Annotated in this window: 15 protein-coding genes and 1 riboswitch; of the genes, 3 read left to right on the forward strand and 12 right to left on the reverse strand. The window is 62.2% G+C overall.

All coding sequences use genetic code 11. The features are described 5' to 3' along the window. Positions 1 to 49: 49 nt before the first annotated feature. The 6 genes from uca to ACA046_RS07165 form a co-directional block, all read right to left on the reverse strand. Positions 50 to 3,679 (reverse strand): urea carboxylase, encoded by a 3,630-nt coding sequence (gene uca / locus ACA046_RS07140; RefSeq protein ID WP_497676180.1) that lies wholly within the window; start codon positions 3,677 to 3,679, stop codon positions 50 to 52. A 305-nt stretch (positions 3,680 to 3,984) separates the two neighbouring features. Further along, positions 3,985 to 4,617, reverse strand: coding sequence for an urea amidolyase associated protein UAAP2 (locus tag ACA046_RS07145; RefSeq protein ID WP_318301278.1), 633 nt, complete (start codon positions 4,615 to 4,617; stop codon positions 3,985 to 3,987). Between the two features lie 9 nt (positions 4,618 to 4,626). Then, positions 4,627 to 5,352, reverse strand: coding sequence for an urea amidolyase associated protein UAAP1 (locus tag ACA046_RS07150; protein WP_497676181.1), 726 nt, complete (start codon positions 5,350 to 5,352; stop codon positions 4,627 to 4,629). Then, on the reverse strand, positions 5,349 to 6,113 hold the full coding sequence (locus ACA046_RS07155) for an ABC transporter ATP-binding protein (protein WP_497676182.1): 765 nt from the start codon (positions 6,111 to 6,113) through the stop codon (positions 5,349 to 5,351). The genes ACA046_RS07150 and ACA046_RS07155 overlap by 4 nt, the downstream gene beginning before the upstream one ends. Next, positions 6,110 to 6,925, reverse strand: coding sequence for an ABC transporter permease (locus tag ACA046_RS07160; RefSeq protein ID WP_017479272.1), 816 nt, complete (start codon positions 6,923 to 6,925; stop codon positions 6,110 to 6,112). The genes ACA046_RS07155 and ACA046_RS07160 overlap by 4 nt, the downstream gene beginning before the upstream one ends. Positions 6,926 to 6,937: 12 nt before the next feature. Beyond that, complete coding sequence (locus ACA046_RS07165) at positions 6,938 to 8,005, reverse strand: putative urea ABC transporter substrate-binding protein (protein ID WP_459026693.1); 1,068 nt, start codon at positions 8,003 to 8,005, stop codon at positions 6,938 to 6,940. A 61-nt stretch (positions 8,006 to 8,066) separates the two neighbouring features. After that, a riboswitch (guanidine-I (ykkC/yxkD leader) is annotated at positions 8,067 to 8,167 on the reverse strand. A 302-nt stretch (positions 8,168 to 8,469) separates the two neighbouring features. On the opposite strand from ACA046_RS07165, the gene ACA046_RS07170 reads away from it, so the two are divergent. Continuing rightward, positions 8,470 to 8,841 (forward strand): hypothetical protein, encoded by a 372-nt coding sequence (locus ACA046_RS07170; protein ID WP_497676183.1) that lies wholly within the window; start codon positions 8,470 to 8,472, stop codon positions 8,839 to 8,841. A 159-nt stretch (positions 8,842 to 9,000) separates the two neighbouring features. Next, on the forward strand, positions 9,001 to 9,435 hold the full coding sequence (locus ACA046_RS07175; protein ID WP_459026695.1) for a DUF3757 domain-containing protein: 435 nt from the start codon (positions 9,001 to 9,003) through the stop codon (positions 9,433 to 9,435). A gap of 10 nt (positions 9,436 to 9,445) precedes the next feature. Here ACA046_RS07175 and dspII read toward each other — a convergent pair whose 3' ends face one another. Beyond that, positions 9,446 to 10,558 carry an enoyl-CoA hydratase/isomerase DspII gene (gene dspII, locus ACA046_RS07180; protein ID WP_459029211.1) on the reverse strand — a complete coding sequence of 371 codons (1,113 nt, stop codon included), beginning with the start codon at positions 10,556 to 10,558 and terminating at the stop codon, positions 9,446 to 9,448. Between the two features lie 132 nt (positions 10,559 to 10,690). On the opposite strand from dspII, the gene ung reads away from it, so the two are divergent. Continuing rightward, entirely contained in the window at positions 10,691 to 11,383 is a 693-nt protein-coding gene (ung, locus tag ACA046_RS07185) for a uracil-DNA glycosylase (protein ID WP_167662762.1), read from the forward strand. Positions 11,384 to 11,523: 140 nt separating this feature from the next. Here ung and ACA046_RS07190 read toward each other — a convergent pair whose 3' ends face one another. The 5 genes from ACA046_RS07190 to ACA046_RS07210 form a co-directional block, all read right to left on the reverse strand. Further along, complete coding sequence (locus ACA046_RS07190; protein WP_497676184.1) at positions 11,524 to 12,561, reverse strand: AbrB family transcriptional regulator; 1,038 nt, start codon at positions 12,559 to 12,561, stop codon at positions 11,524 to 11,526. After that, positions 12,554 to 14,068 (reverse strand): tripartite tricarboxylate transporter permease, encoded by a 1,515-nt coding sequence (locus ACA046_RS07195; RefSeq protein WP_318301274.1) that lies wholly within the window; start codon positions 14,066 to 14,068, stop codon positions 12,554 to 12,556. The genes ACA046_RS07190 and ACA046_RS07195 overlap by 8 nt, the downstream gene beginning before the upstream one ends. Position 14,069: 1 nt before the next feature. Beyond that, a complete protein-coding gene (locus ACA046_RS07200; protein ID WP_076015943.1) occupies positions 14,070 to 14,528 on the reverse strand; it encodes a tripartite tricarboxylate transporter TctB family protein in 459 nt (152 codons plus the stop codon). 130 nt (positions 14,529 to 14,658) lie between these two features. Continuing rightward, a complete protein-coding gene (locus ACA046_RS07205) occupies positions 14,659 to 15,645 on the reverse strand; it encodes a Bug family tripartite tricarboxylate transporter substrate binding protein (RefSeq protein WP_167662759.1) in 987 nt (328 codons plus the stop codon). 28 nt (positions 15,646 to 15,673) lie between these two features. After that, complete coding sequence (locus tag ACA046_RS07210) at positions 15,674 to 16,954, reverse strand: OprD family porin (RefSeq protein WP_459026701.1); 1,281 nt, start codon at positions 16,952 to 16,954, stop codon at positions 15,674 to 15,676. Between the last annotated feature and the right edge of the window lie 56 nt (positions 16,955 to 17,010).

Consider the following 17,010-nt stretch of genomic DNA (forward strand, 5'->3'; position numbering starts at 1 on the left):
AAGGTCCCGGTGAAACCCGGTGTGCCTTGCACGATACAGCCCCGAGGCGTTATTGCAAATCACGCTCCAGCACGACCACCCGTTGTCCGGCGCCAATGCCGCTGCCCGGTTGCACAGGGATTTCCCTGACAGTGCCGGCAAACGGCGCGAGTACCGGGATTTCCATTTTCATCGACTCCAGGATCACCAGCACATCGCCCGCCGCCACGCGTTCACCCGCGCTCACCTGTACTTGCCAGAGATTGCCGGCGATATGGCTGTCGATGCTGCATTCGTTGGCCTGCAACGGCGTGTCTTCGCCCAATGGCGCTGCGAGTTCTTCGCTGTCGAAATGCGCCTGGCCGCTGGCGATCCAGCGTTCGCGTTCGGCGTTGAACGCGCGCTGCTGTTGCCCGCGAAACTCGCCAATGCTCTCGGCTTCCTGCGCGAGAAAGGCCTGGTAATCCGTCAGGTTCAACTGGCTGTGTTCGATGCTCAGTTCAAACCGCCCAAGGGGGAAATCCCGGCGGATCTGCACCAGCTCATCCGCACTCACTGGGTAAAAGCGGATCTGGTCGAAGAAGCGCAGCAACCACGGTTTGCCATCGAACGCCGCGACTTCGCGGTAGCGGTTCCACATCTGCAAGGTGCGCCCGACGAACTGATAGCCGCCGGGGCCTTCCATGCCGTACACGCACAGGTAGGCGCCGCCGATGCCCACGGAGTTTTCTGCGGTCCAGGTGCGCGCCGGGTTGTACTTGGTGGTGACCAGACGGTGGCGCGGGTCCAGCGGCGTGGCCACGGGCGCGCCGAGGTAGACGTCGCCCAGGCCCATCACCAGGTAGCTCGCGTCGAACACGGTGTGGCGCACTTCGTCGAGGTTGGCCAGGTCGTTGATGCGGCGGATGAACTCCAGGTTGCTCGGGCACCACGGGGCGTCCTTGCGCACGGTGGTCATGTATTTTTCGATGGCCAGTTGGCAGGCGGGGTCGTCCCAGGAGAGTGGCAGGTGGACGATGCGCGACGGCACTTGCAGGTTTTGGCTGGCGCAGACGGCGTGCCATTCGGTGGTGATCAACGCCAGGATGTCGGCGAGGGGCAGTTGTTCGGGCTGGTAGTGGATTTGCAGGGAACGGATGCCGGGTGTCAGGTCGATGACGCCGTGCAGGGCTCGGGTTTCGAAGGCCTGCATCAGGGCGTGGGCGCGAAAGCGCAGGACCAGGTCGAGCTCCGGGGCGCCGATTTCCAGGAGCAGGTGGGTGTCGCCGGCGAGGCGGGCGACCAGGCGGGTGTCGGCTTGGCCGATGTCCAGAACAACAGGCGACTCAATCAAATGTGGGAGCGGGCTTGCTCGCGAAAGCATCACCTCGGTTTGCCTGTCGGACCGAGTTGCCTGCATCGCGCGCAAGCCCGGCTCCCACACTTGATCCCATTTCAGGGCTAGGTTTCGGGCAGTCTTGATGTCGACTGGAGTGAAGCAGATTTTGTCACCCGCCTTGAGCTGGCCCAACTGCCACAAGTCCGCCTCGATCACCGTCACCGGGCACACAAACCCACCCAGGCTCGGGCCGTCGGGGCCGAGGATCACCGGCATATCCCCGGTAAAATCCACCGCGCCAATCGCATAGGGATTGTCGTGAATGTTGGACGGATGCAGTCCCGCTTCACCCCCATCCGTACGCGCCCACAATGGCTTTGGCCCGATCAACCTCACGCCGGTGCGGCTGGAGTTGAAATGCACTTCCCACTGAGTGGCGAAGAACGTCTCGATGTACTCAGGCTTGAAGTATTCCGGCGCGCCGTGAGGGCCGTAGATCACCCGCAGTGTTCGCACCTCGGCAAGCGATTCAGGCGCTAACGTGTTGCCGCAACTGACATCTTCCAACGGCAACAAATGCAACACGTCACCCGCCCGTAACGCCCGCCCGCCATGCCCGCCAAACTGGCCAAGGGTGAAGGTGCTTTTGCTGCCCAGATAATCCGGAACCTGCAGCCCGCCGCGCAGGCAAAGGTAGCTGCGCGCACCGGCCCCGGCGATGGTGCCGAGGCTCAGGGTCGCACCCGTCGGCACCAGCAGCGCGGTGTTCATTGGTACCACTTCATCATTCAACCGCAGCGCAATGTCCGCCCCGGTCACCGCCACCACTGCCGCGCAATTGAAGCGCAGCATTGGCCCGCTCATGGTGATTTCCAGCGCGGCAGTACCATCGGCATTGCCCAGCAAGCGGTTACCCAGACGCAGCGCGCGACTGTCCATCGGCCCCGACGGCGGCACGCCCACAGCCCAGTAACCCAGGCGCCCCGGATAGTCCTGAACACTGGTTTGTGTCCCGGCGCTGAGTACCTCAAACGTGTCTGCGCGGTAGACCAAATCCTCAAGGCAGCGGGTCCACGGCCGGCCAATGGCGAACGGTGCGGCGAGCAGGATCTGCCGCAGGTAATCGCGATTGGTTTCCACGCCGTACAGCTGGCTGTTGCTCAAAGCCTGATGCAGATCCAGACGCGCCTGTTCGCGGCTCGGCGCCCAAGTGATGAGCTTGGCGATCATCGGGTCGAAGTAGGGCGGGATCTCGCAGCCGGCCTCCACCCAGGTGTCGACACGCAGGCCTTCAGCGATCGGAAAATCCACGCAGGTCAGAAGCCCCGGGCTCGGCTGAAAATCCCGCCCCGGATCTTCGGCATACAGGCGTGCTTGAATCGCGTGGCCGTGGGGCTTCAATTCCAGATCCCGCAGCGGCGGCATTTCTCCGGCGGCCAGTTGCACCATCCAGCGCACCAGGTCCACGCCCCACACTTGCTCGGTGACGCCGTGTTCCACCTGCAATCGGGTGTTCACTTCCAGAAAATAGAAGCGGCCGTCGGCGCTATCAAAGATAAATTCCACGGTGCCGGCGCTGCGATAATTCACGGCCTTGGCCAGGGTGATTGCGGCGTGGCACAGCTCATCCGCCATCCCGTCGGGCAAGTTCGGCGCAGGGGTTTCCTCGAGCACTTTCTGGTTGCGCCGCTGCACCGAACAATCGCGCACACCGAGAGCAATCACCTCGCCACACCCATCACCAAACACCTGTACTTCCAGGTGCCGGGCGTGCTGGATGTACTTCTCGATAAACACGCCGGCGTCGCTGAAGTTGTTCTGGCCCAGGCGTTTGACTGCCTCGAAACAGTCGCGCAATTCATCGGCGCTGTTGCACACGCGCATGCCGATACCGCCACCGCCCGCCGTGCTTTTGAGCATGATCGGATAGCCCACGCTTTCGCCGGCCAGCAGTGCAGCGTCAAGGCTGTTGAGCAGCTCGGTGCCTTCCAGCAGCGGGATGTTGTGCTGCTTGGCCAACGCGCGCGCGGTGTGCTTGAGGCCGAACACTCGCAACTGCTCTGGCGTCGGGCCGACGAAGGCGATGCCCGCTGTTTCGCAGGCTTCGGCGAAGGCGGCGTTTTCCGAAAGAAAGCCATAACCGGGATGGATCGCGGTGGCGCCACAAGCCTTGGCCGTGGCGAGGATTTTCTCGACCGACAAATAGGTGCCGGCCGCCGCGCCTTCACCCAGGCTGTAGGCCTCGTCGGCTTGCTGGATGTGCAGGCTGGCGGCATCGGCTTCGGAATACACCGCCACGCCCTTGACCGAAAGCTCACGCAAGGTGCGCAGGATGCGGCAGGCGATGGCGCCACGGTTGGCGATCAACAGTTTTTCGAACATGGCAAAACCCCGCAGGCCGATGCATGTTCGGCCTTGTCCTGGGATGCGGGCCGTCCCGCAAATGTGGATGGCGCTACGGTCGTCCGGAGCGCAAATTTCAATACCCATGAAGATCAACTGTGGGAGCCGGGCTTGCCCGCGATGGCGGTGGGTCAGTCACCCCATATGTTGGCTGATCCACCGCTATCGCAGGCAAGCCAGCTCCCACAGGTCATCTTCCACAGTTGATCTTCAGCGTTTTCGGAGGCACTGCCCGGCGCGGGCCTGGCACAGTGCGAACAACCACTGACGCAACCGCTTCATTTTCAGTTCCATACCAGTAACTCCGCAGGGGTGGGGTTGTAGCCGTTGCACGGGTTGTTCAGTTGCGGGCAGTTGGAGATCAGCACGATCACGTCCATCTCGGCCCGCAGGTCGACGTATTTGCCGGGGGCGGAAATCCCGTCTTCAAACGTCAGCCCGCCATCGGCGGTCACCGGCACATTCATGAAGAAATTGATGTTCGGCCCAATGTCGCTTTTACCCAGCCGGCCATCGTGGGCGCAGGCCCGCAGGTAGTTGTCGCGGCAGCTGTGCATGTAGCGTTTTTCCAGGGCGTAGCGCACGGTGTTGCTCTCTTGGGCGCAGGCGCCGCCGAGGGTGTCGTGGCGCCCGCAGGTGTCGTCGACGATGGTCAGCATCGGCTGGCCAAGGTTGGAATACAGCACGCTGCCGGTGCTCAGGTACACGCTGTTTTGCCGGCGCAAGGTGCGCTGCACGTCGTAGCGTTCCTTGGGGTTTTTCAGGCTGTAGAACAGCGTGTCGACCGCCTGGTTGCCTTCAAGGTCAAGGATGCGCAAGGTCTGGCCGGCCTTGACTTCCATCAGCCAGGGTTCGCCGGCGGGGATGGTCGCGCGGTACACGGCCGCGTCCGGTTGGTTGGCGAGTGCGATAGACATGGCAGGTCCTCAGGCGAACAGACGGTCAGTGTTGATAAAGCCGCGCTCGTTTTCCGGGCGCGAGGTGCGGCAGTGTTCGGCGACGCTGGGGTCGGCGTTCATCCAGCGGAGTTTCAGCGGCTGCGGCGCGTATTCGGGATTGGGGTCCATGGGGTGTTGCAGGGCGGTGAGCACCACCAGCGTGTCCATCGGTGCGTAGAGTTCGATGTAGTCGCCGGCCTTGGAATGGCCTTTGGCAAAGTGCAGCGTGCCGGCGTCATCCACGGTGATTTTGCTGAACAGGTTGAGGGTCATCAGCAGGTCGGACAGCCCCAGGCCCCACTTGCCCAACTCCACCAACAGGTTGTCGGTGCCGTTGCGGTAGAAGCCGTTGCGCAGCTCTTGATAGCGGCCCTGGCCATATTTTTCCGCGACTTCGGAGGCGCATAACACGCCGCCGATGCTGTCACTCCAGCCGCAGGTGTCGGCGGTGATCGCGGCCAGCACGCGGCCCATGTCCGAGTACAGGCAATGGCCGCGGGTGAGCTTGGCGGTGTGTTGGCATTTGAGGCTGTCGGGCAGGTTCAGGCGCTCGGTTTTTTCATTGGCGTTGAGCAGGGTCAGGCTGACGTTGGCGCCGCCGCGAATGTCGGTGAGGCGCAGCAGCTGGCCGCGCTTGAGCACAAAGGAGCGGTGGCCGCCGCCGGGGAGCATTTCCTCGGCGAAGGGTGGGAATAATTGGGTTGAGTCGGTCATTTGGAAGTGGCTCCAAGTTCGGCGGCGATCGCCTTGCGGCGCTCGCTGTTCAAAGGGATGTCGTAGGTGATGCGGGCGCCATAAGCGCCGGGGGCGTGCGGGTCGAGGCGCACTTTGTCGAACACCAGCAGGCGGGTGCCGAGGCTGAAGCCTTCGCTCAGGTCGTGGGTGACCATGAACACTGTCAGCCTGGTTTCGCGCCACAGCTCCAGCAACAGCAGGTGCATGTCTTTGCGAATGCCCGGGTCGAGGGCGCCGAAGGGTTCGTCCAGCAGCAGCACGCGGGGCTTCATGATCAGCGCCTGGGCGATGGCCAGCCGCTGTTGCATGCCGCCGGAAAGCTGTGCCGGGTACTTGTCCAGAGCATGGCCCAAACCGACTTTGTGCAGCAGGGCCGCCGCCTGTTCCCGCGCTTGTTTTTTCGCGCTGCCAAACAGGCGGCCGAGCAACGGTGAACGCGGCAGTTCAAGGCCGAGTGCAACGTTGTTCAGCACCGTCAGATGCGGGAACACCGAGTAGCGCTGGAACACCACGCCACGGCTGGCATCGGGTTCGGCGGCCAGAGGTTTACCGTCCAGCAGGATCTCGCCATGGCTGGCGCTTTCCTGCCCCAGCAACAGGCGCAGGAAGGTCGATTTGCCGCAACCCGAAGTGCCGACCAACGTGCAGAATTCGCCTTCGGCCACGTGCAGGTTCAGGCGCTCCAACACCACCTGGTCGCCATAGCGCTGCCACACATTGTTGACGCTGATAAAACTCATGCCCGCGCTCCTTCGTACCAGGGGAACGCACGCCGGGTCAGGGCCTTGAGGCCCCAGTCCATCAGCCAGGCGAGCAGGGTGATCCACACCACGTAGGGCAGGATCACGTCCATCGCCAGGTAGCGGCGCACCAGGAAGATCCGGTAGCCCAAACCGTCGGTGGAGGCGATGGCCTCGGCCGCGATCAGGAACAGCCACGCCGAACCCAGCATCAAGCGCAGGGAGATCAGCAAGCGCGGCAGCAACTGCGGCAGCACCACCCGCAGCATCAGGGTCCAGGTCGAGGCGCCGAGGGTCTGCGCTTTCACCAGTAACTCGACGGGAATTTCCCGCGCCCGCTGTTCCAGGTCACGCGCCAGGGCCGGGGTGATGCCGATCACGATCAGCATCACTTTCGACAATTCCCCCAGCCCGAACACGATGAACAGGATCGGCAGGATCGCCAGCGGCGGCACCATCGACAGCACCGTCAGTAACGGCGACAACGGTGCGCCAAACAACGGCAAGGTCCCGGCAGCGATGCCCAGGCACAAGCCGGCGAGGGCGCTGATACCAAGCCCTATCGCCAGGCGACGCAGGCTTGAGGCGCTGTCTTGCCACAGCACATATTCACCGGTGCGCGCGTCGGCACTGAAGGCCAGGCGTTTCACCGCGTCGCCCATTTGTGCGGCGCTGGGCAGCAGCTTGTCGTTGGGGTTGTCTGCCAGGCGCTCGGCCGAGCCCACGAAGTAGGCGAACAGCAATAAAGCGAAGGGCAGCAGCACCAACAGCAGGCGACTGGAGCGTTCCGGGTGACGGTTGATCAGGCGCATGGCCGGGTCCTCTTACAGCGTGCCGTCGGCGGCCATCTGTACGTAGCTGGGGTCGAAATGCAGCTTGAGGTTGGCGGTGTCGCCGCGGGTCACGCCGTTGGCGAAGCTCATGCCCACGGCGTTGGTGTCTTTGGCACCTTCACCGAGCAGTCCGTGTTTAAACGAGAACTCGGCGACCTTGCCCATGGTGGCGGGCAACTGCGCACTGGTGGCGAAGGCCAGGGCTTCCTTGGGCGTGGCGAACAGCTTGGTGGTGTCCAGTTGCGACTGGAAGCCCTTGAGGTCGGTGCCTGAAGCCTTGGCCATGTGTTCCAGGGCGTCGGTGCTGGCGGCGTTTTTTGCGTTCATCAGCGCGACCACTTCAAACCAGGCGCCGGTAAGTGCTTTGCCCAGCTTGGGGTTGTCTTTGAGGGTTTGGGTGTTGACCACCATCATGTCCATGATTTCGCCGGGCACTTTGCTGGAATCGAACACTTCAGTGACGCCGGGCTTGGCCTTGATCTCCGAGAGCATCGGGTTCCAGGTGGTGACGGCCTCGACCTGGTCGGTGTTGAAGGCGGCGGCGATGTCGGCGTCGGAGGTGTTGACCACTTTCAGGTCTTTTTCGGTGAGGCTGGCTGACTCCAGGGCGCGTGCCAGCAGGTAGTGGGACACGGAAAGTTCCACCAGGTTGACGTTCATGCCCTTGAGGTCGGCAACGGTCTTGCCTTCGCCCTTGATGACCACGCCATCGTTGCCGTTGGAGAAGTCGCTGACCACCAGCGCGGTGCTGTCCACGCCACCGGCGGCGGGGATGGTCAGGGCGTCCATGTTGGTCATGGTGCAGCCGTCGAACTGGCCGGCGGTGTACTGGTTGATGGATTCGACGTAGTCGTTGAGCTGCACCATGTCGATCTTGATGCCGTACTTCTTGGCCCACTTGTCGAGGATGCCTTGGCTGCCGGCGTACTCCCACGGCATCCAGCCGGCATAAATCGTCCAGCACACGCTGAAGTGGTCTTTGGGGGCGGCTTGGGCGGAAAAACTCACCACGGCGGCAAAGGCGGCGGCGAGCAGGGCGGGTAAACGTATCGAGGGCATGGATGCTTCTCCAGTTGATCAGGGGCGAGCAGGAGCAACGCGGCACCGTAAACGGTGGCTTGTCTCCCGGGCTTTTATCCCGCCGTGTAACCTCAACTGGAGGTCGCCAACTCTCGGACCAGCCACTCGCCTTAGCGAGCCGGAACCCTAGTCAGCCATTGCAAATTGTGGTGCCGCGAACCTGTGATGACTCTTGCACGGGAGAGGTAAAGCGAGAGTCGTGCCAAGTGGCATGGGCGCAGTAGCGGCGCGGGTTGGCGAGAGGAGGAGGGCGCAGGGCGCGCTGAAGGTGCGTTGTGCTGGTGCAAGGTTGCACTGCAATGAGGCGGTGAGCAGATGTATCAATCTATGTCTGAATCGCACCAGATTCCGATTTTGATGTCAGATATTTCGTCAGGCAGTGAAAGCTGTTTGCCGCCCCCCAGCGTCGCTGGGTGTGCTCTTCCGCGGTCCAGGAGGCCGCCATGTATCGTCGACTGCTTCTTATCGCTTTGCTCGGCTTGACCCTATCTGCGTGCGCGCCTTATTACGGTGGCGGCCAGGCGTACTACGGTTCCGAGGTCTACACGGCGCCTGCGCCGTCGTATTACTACGGCGGCGGACCCTACTACCATTACCGTCAGGGTTACTACCCGCCACCGCAACGCTATTACCCGTCGCCGCGTTATTACCCGTCGCCGCGTTATTACCAGCCGGCGCCTCGCTATTACCCCGCGGGGCCGCGAGCCGGTTACCGGCCTTACCCGAACCAGGGTTGGGGCAACGGCCACTGGGGTAATGGTGGCGGACGTGGCCAGGGTGGCGGTCACGGTGGAGGCCGTGGCGGGCATCGCTGATCGTATTAATTGGAAAAACGGCGCTCAGGCGCCGTTTTTGCTGACCGCTGGTCGGTACTGTCATATTTGACAGCTATCCTATGGGCTATGAGTGTAGTTAATTGGGAGCAGGCGCTATCTGGCGTGTCGTTTCCTGCATCGACTGACGGAGCCCATACCATGCGAGTCGGCCCGCTTTACTTGTTCTGTTTTGTGATTTCAGGCTTCAGCACGTTGGCGGCGGCGCAAGGCTGTCCTTACCCGAGTGCCGTACGGTACGTTGATGGCCATTTTCAGGGAACTGACAAAGAGTCTCCATGGATAAGCCAGGCAATGAACGGCCAGGACCTTTTGGAAACATTTGTGGGCGCGATTTTTATTCCGAGGGAGTCGGAGGAGCGCAAGCATGGCTATCTGGAAAAGTGCGTGTACAAAACGGTGAGGGGCAATACGGTCGCCTTGAGGTACGGCCCGGCCAGGGGCGGGGGGACGATGTCACTGGCAGAAACCACGCACTGGCATCCGGGCACCGATGTTTTCGGGCAACCCACCTTCCAATGCGATGACCGTCAGCCCGATAACTGCGCCTTCACTTTCGAGGCAGCAAAGCGCTGACGGCGCTCACTCAATAGTCAGACAAGTCCGCCAGCGGATGCCGACCTTCCCACACCTTGTGGAAGTGCGCTTGCACCACCGCCTCAGGGATCAGGTTGATATCCGGCCAATGCCAGTGGGGCTGTTGATCCTTGTCGATCAACCGCGCCCGCACCCCTTCACTGAACTCCGGGTGGCGGCAGCAGTTCAGGCTCAAGGTGTATTCCATCTGAAACACTTGGGCCAGGGACAGGTGCCGCGCTCGATGGATCTGCTCCCACACCAGTTGGGCGGTCAGCGGGCAGCCTTCGCTCAGGGTCTTGCCAGCGCGGCTGAACAGCGGGTCGGCGTGGTCGCGCAACTGGCTCAAGGCACGCCACGCGCAGCGCACATCGCCGACGTCCAGCCACTCGTCGATCTGCGCCCGGCGCGGCAGCCATTGGGCGTCAGGCAACTGACCGGTGGCTTCCTGGGCCAGGGCCTTGAGCAGGCTATTGAGCTGCATGTCGGTCTGTTCCTGCCAGTTCAGTTGCAGCAGGCCTTCGAGCAGTTCGTCTTGTTGTTCATCCAGCAGGAAGCGGTCGGCCAGGCCCAGGTCCAGAGCGTCGCGGCCATTCATGTGGGCGCCGGTCAGGCCGAGGAACAAACCCAACTTGCCGGGCAGGCGGGACAGGAACCAACTGGCGCCCACGTCCGGATACAGGCCGATGCTGATTTCCGGCATGGCCAGGCGGCTGCTCGGGGTGACGATGCGCACCGCGGCACTTTGCAGCAAGCCCATGCCGCCGCCCAGCACATAGCCGTGACCCCAGCAGATCAGCGGTTTCGGGTAGGTGTGCAGGCGGTAGTCGAGACGGTATTCAGCGGCGAAAAATTGCGCGGCCAGCGCCGGTACTTCCCCGGGGTGTTCACGGCAGGCCTGGGCCAGGCTGCGCACTTCACCGCCAGCGCAAAACGCCTTGGGGCCATTGCCACGCAGCAGCACGCAGACGATTTGCGGGTCTTTGGCCCAGGCATCCAGGCGCTCGCTCAGGGCCAGGATCATCGGCAACGACAGGGCGTTGAGGGATTTTTCCGCGTCCAGGCTGGCGATGCCAATGCGGGCGCCGTCGGTGCCAATCAGCTCTTCGAAGTGCAGGTTCATCATGACCTCAATCGAGAAAGTGAAGGTTCAGTATGATCGCTTCACGGGAAAGTGCCGGTTCTGCGTCAGATCAATTGACAAGCAGGGTGGGCTTTCCTAGGGTTCGCACCATTGTTTTTTCTGGATGCAACCATGACCACCGACGACCGTATCAAACTCGAACCCAGCTGGAAACACGCCCTGCGTGACGAGTTCGACCAGCCGTACATGGCCCAGCTCCGTGAATTCCTGCGCCAGGAGCACGCGGCCGGCAAGGAGATCTACCCGCCGGGCCCGATGATCTTCAACGCGCTCAACTCAACGCCGCTGGACAAGGTCAAGGTGGTGATCCTCGGTCAGGACCCATACCACGGCCCCGGCCAGGCCCATGGCCTGTGCTTCTCGGTACAACCGGGGGTGCCGGCGCCGCCGTCGCTGGTCAATATCTACAAAGAACTCAAGCGCGACCTGAACATCGACATCCCCAACCACGGCTACCTGCAAAGCTGGGCTGACCAGGGCGTGCTGATGATCAACACCACCATGACCGTGGAGCGCGCGAATGCCAATGCTCATGCGGGCAAGGGCTGGCAGTTCTTTACCGATCGGATTATCGAAATTGTCAGCGCGCACCAGCCGCATCTGGTGTTCCTGCTGTGGGGCGCCCATGCGCAGGGCAAGCAGAAGCTGATCGACGCCACCAAGCACCTGGTGCTGACGTCGGTGCATCCGTCGCCGCTGTCGGCGTATCGAGGATTTATTGGCTGCGGGCACTTCAGCCGCACCAACAAGTTTCTTGAGCAGAATGGCGAAACGCCGATCGAGTGGCGATTGCCGCCGGTTTGACATAGATCCAATGTAGGAGCTGTCGAGCTTTAGCGAGGCTGCGAAGACGGCGGCACAGTCAGCATTAATGCTGCCTGACCCACCGCTATCGCAGCCTCGCTTGGGCTCGACAGCTCCCACAATTGAACGTCTCTTAGGCTTTAGATGTTGTCTGGTTGCCGGTTCCAATGCCGAAACAATGGCTCCGCCAGAAACAACACAAACAACAAGCGCATCACCTGCATCGCCGTCACCAACGGCACCGACAGTTGCAGGGTTTCTGCCGTCAGACTCATCTCGGCGATCCCGCCGGGCATCATGCCCAGTGTCAGTGAGCGCAGATCCAGATGCGTCAGGGCACTCAAGCCCACCGCCGCCAGCGTTGCGATCAACATGGTCAATGCGGTACCGATCAAGGTACGGCCCATGAACAATGGCGCGCGCCGGAAGAACTGCCGGTTGAAGTGGCAGCCCAGGCCGCTGCCGATCAGCCACTGGCCGATCTGGCTGCCGCCATCGGGCAGGCCGATGTGCAGGTCCCAGGTGATACTGACGGCGGCACTGACCAGCAGCGGCCCGAACAGCCAAGGGTTTGGCTGCCGCAAACGCTGCCAACCCCAAGCCACCAAAGCACCGACGGGAAACAGCACCGCCAGCCAGGCCCAATCGACGGTCGCGGGATGAAACTGCGGAGCACCTTCGCCGAGCAAGTACTTGAACGCCGCCGGCACACACAGCACCACCACCAACACCCGCAAACTCTGGCCCGCCGCGACACGGCTGAGCACCGCGCCATTGCGTGCGCCAAGGTTGACCATCTCCCCCGACCCACCCGGCATGCTCGAGAAAAACGCCGTGGCGCGGTCTTCACCGCTACGCCGCATCAACCACACCCCCACAATGCTGGAGAGGCTGGTGACCAGCGCGCCGAAAAAGATCAGGCCGAAGTGGCTCATCACCTGCTCCATCACCACCGGGGTGAAGTGCAGGCCGATGCCGATGCCCACCACCCATTGGCCGCATTTGCGGCCGCCGGGAATCTCTGCCAACTGCCAGGGTGTGAGGCAGCGCACGAGGATGATCGCCAGCAACGAGCCGACCATGTACGGCAGTGGCCAGCCGACCTGGCTGGCGAGGTACCCGCCCAGCAAACCGACCAGCGGTGTTGCCCACCAGTTTTTAAACGTGGCCTCAGACATCGGCCACGGCGCGACGCTGCAAGGCACGCTTGCGCCAGATGCGCAGGAGCGGGAACAACAGCATCAACGCGGTCAGGACCCAGACGCCGAAGGTGATCGGGCTCGACCAGAGGATCTGCAACTCACCGTTGGAAATCGACAGCGCACGACGCAGGTTCTGCTCCATCAAACCGCCGAGGATAAAGCCCAGCAGTACCGGCGACAGCGGGAAATCCAGCTTGCGCAGGATGTAGCCGAAGATGCCGATGCCGACCATCAGGAACAGGTCGAAAGTGGTGGCGTGAACCGCGTACACGCCAATCGCGGTAATGATGGCGATCACCGGCACCAGTGCCCAGTTCGGCACGGCGAGAATGCGGGTGAAGATGCGGATCATCGGGATGTTGAGGATCACCAGCATGATGTTGGCGACAAACAACGACGCGATCAGGCCCCAGACGATGTCCGGTTGCTGTTGGAACAGCAGCGGGCCGGGGGTGATGTTGTACAGCGACAGCGCGCCGATCATCACCGCCGTGGTGCCCGAACCGGGTACGCCGAGGGTCAGCATCGGCACCAGGGCGCCGCAGGCGGAAGCACCAATCGCGGTTTCCGGCGCTGCCAGGCCGCGCATGTCACCCTGGCCGAATTTACCGCTGGCACCGGCCAGGCGTTTTTCGGTCATGTAGGCCACCGCGGAAGCCAGTGTTGCACCCGCGCCCGGCAGTACGCCCATGATGAAACCCAGCAGGCCGCAGCGAATATTCACGACGAATACCGAGGAAGCTTCCTTCAGGTTAAACATCATCCGTCCGGTGGCTTTCACGGCTTCCTGGCCCCGGTGGGTTTTTTCCAGCAGCAACAGGATTTCGCTGATGGAGAACAGGCCCAGCACCAGCACCACGAATTGAATGCCGTCGGTCAGGTGGATGTTATCGCCGGTGAAGCGGTACACACCGCTGTTGGCATCGATACCCACCGCAGACAGAAACAGGCCGATCAACGCCGCGACAAAGGTCTTCAGCGGTTTGTCACCGGCCATTCCACCCAGGCAGACGATGGCAAATACCATCAGTACGAAATATTCCGCCGGGCCGAAGGCAATCGCCCATTTGGCCAGCAGCGGGGCGAACAGCACCATGCCGCAGGTGGCGATAAACGCACCGATGAACGAACTCCATGCCGACAGCGACAACGCCACGCCCGCCAGGCCTTTACGGGCCATCGGGTAGCCGTCGAGGGTGGTCATCACGGTGGAGGCTTCACCCGGGATGTTCAGCAGGATCGAGCTGATGCGCCCGCCGTATTCGCAGCCCAGGTACACGGCGGCCAACAGGATCAATGCCGACTCAGGCGGCAGCCCGAGGGCAAATGCGATGGGGATCAACAGCGCCACGCCGTTGATCGGCCCGAGGCCCGGCAACAGGCCAACGACGGTGCCGATCAAGGTCCCGCACAGTGCGGTGATCAGGTTGTAAGGGGTCAGTGCAACGCCGAAGCCCTGGCCCAAATAGCTGAACGTATCCATATCAGTTCTCCAGAACTTCAAGCAGGCCGAGCGGCAGCGGTACATCCATGGCTTTGTCGAACAACAGGTAAAGACCGATGCTCATCAAGGTCACGATCACCACGCTGGGCTTCCAGCGGCCGCCATACAAGCGGGCCATCGGAATGCCGATCAGCATGCTGCTGAGGATGAAACCCAGGGATTCGAAGGTGCCGGCAAACACCAGCAACAGCGCGACGCACGCGCCGATCTTGATCAGGGTTTCGCGGTCCAGTGCCGGTTCTTCTTCAGTGTGCTTGGTGGGCTGTGGGCGAAACAGCATGTAGAGCAAGCCCAGGCCCATCAGCCCGAGCATCAACAGCGGGTAGGCCCGAGGCCCTACCGGTTCGTAGGAAAACGACGCCTGATACGGCCAGGCCATCAGTGCGAGGCCGGCGCAGACCAACAACATCACTGAGGCGAAAATGCGTTGTAAGAGCATGGGGAACTCCTTGGAGACTCTTGTAGGCGCGAGCTTGCTCACGAAGAACGCCAGGACGTCGCGTTTATACAGGCAGCACGCGTCATCGTTGAAGTTTTTCGCGAGCAAGCCCGCTCCCACAGAGGGGCGATTACTGGATCAGGCCGAACTCTTTGGCCAGTACTTTGTAGTCGGCTACCTGTTTCTTCACGTAGGTGTCCAGCTCCGGGCCGGTCATGGCGAACGGGAACAGCTCGCGCTGGTCACGCAGCTTGGCGAACTCGTCGGAGGCCAGCAGTTTGTCGAAGGCGTCTTTCCACCAGGCGTAGTCTTCGTCGCTGACTTTTGGCCCGAGGTAGAAGCCGCGTACCACCGGCCAGACGATGTCGTAGCCTTGTTCCTTGGCGGTCGGAATGTTCTTCATTTCCGGCTCGTCCAGGCGCTCGTCGGAGAACACCGCCAGCAGGCGCATGTCGCCGCTGAGGATGTGCGGCATGGAGTCGGAGATGTCCGTACTGCCCACCTGGATGTGGCCGCCAAGCAACGCGGTGGCGATTTCACCGCCGCCTTCCAGTGCCACATAACGCAGGTCACGCGGGTTGATCCCGGCGGCCTTGGCGATCAGTGCGGTTTGCATCCAGTCCTGGCTGCCGACGGTGCCGCCGGAACCGATGACTACGCTGCCCGGATCTTTCTTCAGGGCCTTGACCAGATCGTCGAGGTTTTTGTAGGGCGAATCGTTTTTCACCGCGATGGCCCCGTAGCTTGTGCCAACGGCGGCCAGCCAGCGCACGGCGCTTTCATCGAAACGGCCAAACTTGCCCTGGGCCAGGTTCAGCAGCGAGCCGCTGGACCACGCCACCAACGTGCCGGCGTCGCCCGGGCGCTGGGCCACGACGGCGTTATAGGCCACCGCGCCCACGCCGCCAGGCATGTAGGTCACACGCATCGGCTTGCTCAGCAGCTTCTGGTTGACCAGCGCGCTTTGCGCCAGTTTGCAGGTCAGGTCAAAACCACCGCCCGGGGACGCCGGGGCGATGCATTCCGGGCGCTTGGGTTCGGCGGCCATCAATTGGCTGGCGAACAGCATGCAGCTGGCCGTCAGGGCAAATTTACGCAGTGAAAGGGTCATGTTCATCTCCATCGTTGTTGTTATGAGGTGGCGACTACCAAAGCGCGACGCTGTAGCTCACCAGCAAACGCACTTCATCCGCATCACGGGCCGAATAGTTGGAACGGTAGGTGGCATTACGCAGGCGCACGGCCACGTCCTTTAAGGTGCCGCTTTGCACCACGTAGCGAATCTCGCTGTTGCGTTCCCACTCCTTGCCGGTCTCGCCGTTCTTGAGCTTGATGTTGTCACCCGACAGGTAACGGCTCATGAAACTCAGGCCGGGAATCCCCAGCTTGGCGAAGTCGTAGTCGTAGCGTGCCTGCCACGAGCGTTCTTCGGCGCCGGCAAAGTCGTTGATCTGCACGAAGTTGACAAGGTAAGGATCGCTACCGTCCACGTAGGGAAAGGCGCTATCGCCGGACATGTGCTGATAGCCGGCGCTGAGCTTATGGCCATTGAGGGCATAGCTGAAGAGACCGTTGAGGGAGGTGTTGTCGATCTTGCCGCCGCGGGCTGCGCCGGTGTCATCACTGACGGCCAGGCGCAGGTCGGCGCCGAAGGTGCCGGGGCCCATCGGGCGCGAGGCGACCAGTCCGAGGAAATGCTGGCGGTACACGTCGTCGAGTTGGGCAAAGTGGTAGCTGCCGGTGATCTTGTCGGCGAACTTGTAGTCCACGCCGCCGAAATCGAAATGCTTGCCGGTGGCGCCGCTGAGAAAGCGGCTGTTCTTGTTGTTGAGGCCGATGTCTTCGTAGTTGGTGTCGTCGCGGTCCTTGGCCTTGTTCAGGCGGCCACCGGTGAACACCAGGTTCTTGAATTCCTTGGAACTCAGCAAGCCGCCCTCGAAGGTCTGCGGCAGGATGCGCCCGTCGTTGGGCTTGAGGATAGGCAGCTCGGGGATCAGCGCGCCGATCTTCAGCTCGGTGGCGGAGATCTTCACTTTGCCGGTCAGGCCGAGTTTGGAGTATTCGTTGGCGGCGCGCCCGTCATCGTGGGTGGGCAGCAGGCCGGTGCCGGTGCGGTCGGGGCTGGAGTCGAGCTTGACCCCAAGCATGCCCAGGGCATCCACGCCAAAGCCGACGGTGCCATCGGTGTAGCCCGACTGCAGGTTGAGCATGAAGCCCTGGGCCCACTCGTCACGTTTGGATTGTTGCGCGCTGGTGCCGTCGCGAAAGTCGCGATTGAAGTACATGTTGCGCGTTTCGAGGGTGGCGGTGCTGTCCTCGAAAAAGGCGGCTTGGCCTACGGGCGAAAAGCCGGCAAAGGCGGCGGCACTGGCAAGGGCGGTCTGGGTGAGACGAGAAGAACGAGCGGGCGGCTGAGTGCGCAGCATCGTGGGTGTACTCCGTTTTATTGTTCTTATTTTGGCGAAAACGCTTCGAGGCGTTT

It is taken from the genome of Pseudomonas sp. LBUM1641, assembly GCF_059716235.1.

Excerpts from the sequence above, each read along its gene's own strand:
- uca (WP_497676180.1), bottom strand. The coding sequence starts at position 3,679 with ATGTTCGAAAAACTGTTGATCGCCAACCGTGGCGCCATCGCCTGCCGC.
- ACA046_RS07145 (WP_318301278.1), bottom strand. The coding sequence starts at position 4,617 with ATGTCTATCGCACTCGCCAACCAACCGGACGCGGCCGTGTACCGCGCG.
- ACA046_RS07150 (WP_497676181.1), bottom strand. The coding sequence starts at position 5,352 with ATGACCGACTCAACCCAATTATTCCCACCCTTCGCCGAGGAAATGCTC.
- ACA046_RS07155 (WP_497676182.1), bottom strand. The coding sequence starts at position 6,113 with ATGAGTTTTATCAGCGTCAACAATGTGTGGCAGCGCTATGGCGACCAG.
- ACA046_RS07160 (WP_017479272.1), bottom strand. The coding sequence starts at position 6,925 with ATGCGCCTGATCAACCGTCACCCGGAACGCTCCAGTCGCCTGCTGTTG.
- ACA046_RS07165 (WP_459026693.1), bottom strand. The coding sequence starts at position 8,005 with ATGCCCTCGATACGTTTACCCGCCCTGCTCGCCGCCGCCTTTGCCGCC.
- ACA046_RS07170 (WP_497676183.1), top strand. The coding sequence starts at position 8,470 with ATGTATCGTCGACTGCTTCTTATCGCTTTGCTCGGCTTGACCCTATCT.
- ACA046_RS07175 (WP_459026695.1), top strand. The coding sequence starts at position 9,001 with ATGCGAGTCGGCCCGCTTTACTTGTTCTGTTTTGTGATTTCAGGCTTC.
- dspII (WP_459029211.1), bottom strand. The coding sequence starts at position 10,558 with ATGAACCTGCACTTCGAAGAGCTGATTGGCACCGACGGCGCCCGCATT.
- ung (WP_167662762.1), top strand. The coding sequence starts at position 10,691 with ATGACCACCGACGACCGTATCAAACTCGAACCCAGCTGGAAACACGCC.
- ACA046_RS07190 (WP_497676184.1), bottom strand. The coding sequence starts at position 12,561 with ATGTCTGAGGCCACGTTTAAAAACTGGTGGGCAACACCGCTGGTCGGT.
- ACA046_RS07195 (WP_318301274.1), bottom strand. The coding sequence starts at position 14,068 with ATGGATACGTTCAGCTATTTGGGCCAGGGCTTCGGCGTTGCACTGACC.
- ACA046_RS07200 (WP_076015943.1), bottom strand. The coding sequence starts at position 14,528 with ATGCTCTTACAACGCATTTTCGCCTCAGTGATGTTGTTGGTCTGCGCC.
- ACA046_RS07205 (WP_167662759.1), bottom strand. The coding sequence starts at position 15,645 with ATGAACATGACCCTTTCACTGCGTAAATTTGCCCTGACGGCCAGCTGC.
- ACA046_RS07210 (WP_459026701.1), bottom strand. The coding sequence starts at position 16,954 with ATGCTGCGCACTCAGCCGCCCGCTCGTTCTTCTCGTCTCACCCAGACC.